The following is a 274-nucleotide window of genomic DNA, read 5'->3' as shown; positions in this document are numbered from 1 at the left end:
TGTAAAATTCCTTCTTGAGGTATATCCTCAGCAATTCCTGAGATTTTTACTAAAATACCAACATCATCCTTCAATCTGATCATAGGTATTCTATACAAATGTCCTTCTTTTGATGTCAAGGTTGTCTTTTCTCTTGCTATACCAATTTTTGTTTCATAGGTATAAAAATTTTTTCTCTTTACATATTGAAACTCTCGTCCCTCTACTTTGCATGTAAGATAATCCATCAGCGTAATATCATCTAAGAAGCCATCTATATTGTCTATTTGTCCTT

Annotated in this window: 1 protein-coding gene; it reads right to left on the bottom strand. The window is 31.8% G+C overall.

The features are described 5' to 3' along the window. Positions 1–274, bottom strand: a 274-nt coding sequence (locus ABDH49_09330; GenBank protein ID MEN3047139.1) for a type III-B CRISPR module-associated Cmr3 family protein, incomplete at both ends; no start/stop codon positions are given.

The organism is Candidatus Hydrothermales bacterium (assembly GCA_039630235.1).
Taxonomy (GTDB): domain Bacteria; phylum Hydrothermota; class Hydrothermia; order Hydrothermales; family JAJRUZ01; genus JBCNVI01.
Note: the sequence above shows the minus strand (reverse complement) of the source record. Positions and strands in the feature narration are given on the sequence as shown.